Raw genomic sequence first — 3,275 nt, 5'->3', positions numbered from 1 at the left:
AGTGCGCAGTGGGATGCGCGCACTAAATTTGGTGTCGGGGTGTAGTGCATGAGTGAGTTTTTAAAGAGCGCAATATTCGCTGCGCATGTGCAACACATGTTGCACATTACTCCCAATTACTAACTAGATCAAGTTCAGATAAAATAGAGGTTGAAAATAGCAAAGAGAAATAGACAAAGTGGATAAAACTGAAGTCGATTTAAGGATTCATGAGTTAATAAAAACTTATGTGTTATCTAGTGGTTTGAGTAATTCCGAGCTGGCTAGGCGGTGTGATGTTGATCGAGCAACAGTTGGTCGATGGTTGAAAAGCGGGAATATCTCAAGAAATAATTTGTTAAAACTATGCAAGGTATTGGGAATATCTCAGGCGACTTTTTTTGAAGTTATAGAACTACCAAAAGAAACATCAACTTTCTATAAAAAGAAAAAAGTAGTCATTACTAAGATAGAATCACTACCACAAAAAGATGCTGCATTACTAAGTGCAATCGATAAATTACTTTCTTAAGAAAATAGAATAAAACAGCACCTAATGTTGGTGCTGTTTGAAATAATGAGGCGCTTACAAAACATCTCTGAGATTTTTACGCTCCTCTATCTCTTCCTGCTTTGGAATGGTTCCGGGTAGCGTAATGTTTTTAGGATTTTTCTTAATGATTTGCGTCAAATGAGCAGACTTAGACGCCTTAGATTTCAAACTAAATACATGTGGATTAATAGTAAGGTTCTGTCTCACTTCAACACTAAACTCTTTATTCTCATTTTCAGGTAAATAGTTGCACTTAAGGTACTTAATCGACAGCAATTCTTTGCTTCTCTTTAGCGTAAACATGCACTTTGTTAGTCGCATTATCGATGTTAAACCTGCGCCTGATGCCATGGTAATTTCTTGGTTACCACGGATCTCATCTTTATTCACGTGATGAATAAGCAACAAACTGGCACCTGATTCACTAGCAAGATTCTGAAAAACATTTTTGATTAAGCGATCATGTTTTACTTCCTCACAACGGCCTATTGATTCCGTTACAGTGTCGACGATCACTAAGTCAAATTCAGAGAAGGTTTTTTTGAGTTGTTCTAAATACTGCTTATGTTCTGTCTGTTCTTGTGCCGAGCTATCGGGTGGAATCACTATAGGTTCAATATCAGTTAGAAAGTGAAGATTGTTCTTTAACTCTGACTTTATAGTGGCAGTGCAATTAGCCAGCTTTTCTTTCATGCGTGATTGAATCACGCCGGCTCCGTCTTCTGAACTTAACACCAATGTTTTTGTGGGCTTGTCGGCTGTGCTCATCCCGAGTAAAGACATTGAAGAAGCGTGTTCCATTGCAATGCACAATGCTAGGTGAGACTTACCAACGTTAGGCGCAGCAATCAACATGCCAACATGTCCTTTAAGTAAACCTTTCAAGCTGAAGCTTAGGTTTTGACTTGCAGATGAAGACATCAAGCTATCAAGAGATTGAGTGATCATGATTTACCCTCCCCTATATAAAATATTTGTATGCCATTACCGACATCGCGAAATTGAAGACTGAAGTCTTTTTCAATTTGCACGGCATTGGCCAATAGATCTTTTCTGAGATCGCTACGGAAGCTATGACTGACTTTCGAAGCAATTGATTGAATGTAGCTATCGAGTGCCCACTCAAACTTCTTGTTATGTAAGAATTCAGCTTTATGCGTAGTAATGTATTTTAAAAATGAACGAACCGACGGTTTACTGTAGTTGGTCATTTTGTGTTGTTCTAATCGATAGTAGTAACCATGGTCGCGTATTGCTTGCAACAGACGCATGTCTGGAACTAAGAACACATGGTTAGTGAGGTTCTTACTGTTTTTACGGCCTGTCTTAAATTTACTTCGGTCACAATAAAAACGGTAATCTTGAACAAACTCTAATGGCTTTTTGCCTACTACATTCTGTTCTTCATCAAGCTCATTGATCACCAAGTGGGCCGTTGCTAATTGAGTAATACGACGCTCTATTTGATCGTAGTTCGCGCGTGTGGTCGCCATGCCCATTCGGGTTGCTAATTCATACATGCTCATTGATAGAACGGTCGCGTCACGATCGATAAATGAATCAAAACCATCTTGTTGAGTATCTGATATATCACCATCAGTGATGGTTTGGTATACCTGTGACCAAGTTAAACGTGCTCCGGCATCATAGGAAGTATCGTCTAGTTGAATCGTTTGAGCATACGCCAACATGGTTTCTAAAATATCGCGATGTGGTTGAAGTAAGTAATCAACATGCAGGTCAACTCTGAAATTTTTTCCATAGCTATTGATGTTCACGCTTTCTAACGGATAGTTAGGATCGGTACCCCCGCTTTGTGCAATCTCGATGAGCTTGGATTGCATTGTGGATGTCAAACGTGAAGCTGGATGAAAGATGGTAGCTCTCGAAAATAGAATGGATGAGATGAACCGGTTCTTACGGTCCTCTTCATTAATAACCGTCAAACTAGAGCTAGATGTTGAAACCATGATCATTACCTAATAATGCGATAGTTTTATTTTAACAGATAGTCGTCATTAACTCACTTAGTTCGGTAGATATTTATACTATATCGGTAAATATCTATACTAGATCACATAAAACAACTATGAACTTCGGTAAATATTCATATTCAACTTGTACGGTTCGGTAAATGTTTACATCAATGATCGTTAAATGTTGGTATTTAATCGGTAGATGTTTATATTAAATCGGTAAGTATTTATATAATTTCGGTCGATGTTGATAGTTTAAACAGCTATCTAAGAAACTAGAACCTTAAGGATCTAGTTTTAAATAATACCAACTTCACTGAGGTTCAGCCGGTGACTTAACAGGTAATATCAAATCTCTAGAGAGCTTTGATGTTACCTGTTAAGTAGGTGTTAATACTCTAACCCTATTATCTTCAAATTAGCTAATAACCATTACAAACCCTATGTAATTGATATGTTTTAATTTTATTAATCTATAGATTTTTGATCGCTTGATTATTCATTAATTCCTTATTTGATCGTTTAACTTTTTATTGTGTACCTGCATTTTAGGGTTTTACTACCCTGATCGTTGCGGGTGTTCGTCAGCAATATAAAATAAGTGGGTGGAGCTAAGTTCAAGGTAAGGAATTTCAATGATTCCTTACCTGAAAAATCACGGTTTAACTCACGTCAAAATGAGTGTCTGACTGACCTAACTCCTGCTCTATAAGGCGTTGTTGATCAAATCAGCTTGAAGATCAACGACACCATATGTAGCTAGCCGT

The 3,275-nt window shown here is 37.6% G+C and carries 3 protein-coding genes; 1 reads left to right on the top strand and 2 read right to left on the bottom strand.

Features of this window, described 5'->3' with window-relative positions:
- Window positions 1-178: 178 nt before the first annotated feature.
- Window positions 179-511 (top strand): helix-turn-helix domain-containing protein, encoded by a 333-nt coding sequence (locus ACED46_RS21565; RefSeq protein WP_162299056.1) that lies wholly within the window; start codon window positions 179-181, stop codon window positions 509-511.
- A gap of 54 nt (window positions 512-565) precedes the next feature.
- On the opposite strand, the gene ACED46_RS21560 is transcribed toward ACED46_RS21565, so the two are convergent.
- Both ACED46_RS21560 and ACED46_RS21555 read right to left on the bottom strand, forming a co-directional pair.
- Window positions 566-1,480 carry an AAA family ATPase gene (locus ACED46_RS21560; protein ID WP_371722421.1) on the bottom strand — a complete coding sequence of 305 codons (915 nt, stop codon included), beginning with the start codon at window positions 1,478-1,480 and terminating at the stop codon, window positions 566-568.
- On the bottom strand, window positions 1,477-2,502 hold the full coding sequence (locus ACED46_RS21555; protein WP_371722420.1) for a DNA mismatch repair protein: 1,026 nt from the start codon (window positions 2,500-2,502) through the stop codon (window positions 1,477-1,479). The genes ACED46_RS21560 and ACED46_RS21555 overlap by 4 nt, the downstream gene beginning before the upstream one ends.
- Window positions 2,503-3,275: the final 773 nt, after the last annotated feature.

The organism is Vibrio sp. 1S139, from assembly GCF_041439475.1.
GTDB lineage: Bacteria > Pseudomonadota > Gammaproteobacteria > Enterobacterales > Vibrionaceae > Vibrio > Vibrio crassostreae_C.
This window is presented reverse-complemented; position numbering and strand designations above follow the sequence as displayed.

What these genes read in the sequence shown, in the direction of transcription:
- ACED46_RS21560 (WP_371722421.1), bottom strand. Translation starts at nt 1,480, where the DNA reads ATGATCACTCAATCTCTTGATAGCTTGATGTCTTCATCTGCAAGTCAA.
- ACED46_RS21555 (WP_371722420.1), bottom strand. Translation starts at nt 2,502, where the DNA reads ATGGTTTCAACATCTAGCTCTAGTTTGACGGTTATTAATGAAGAGGAC.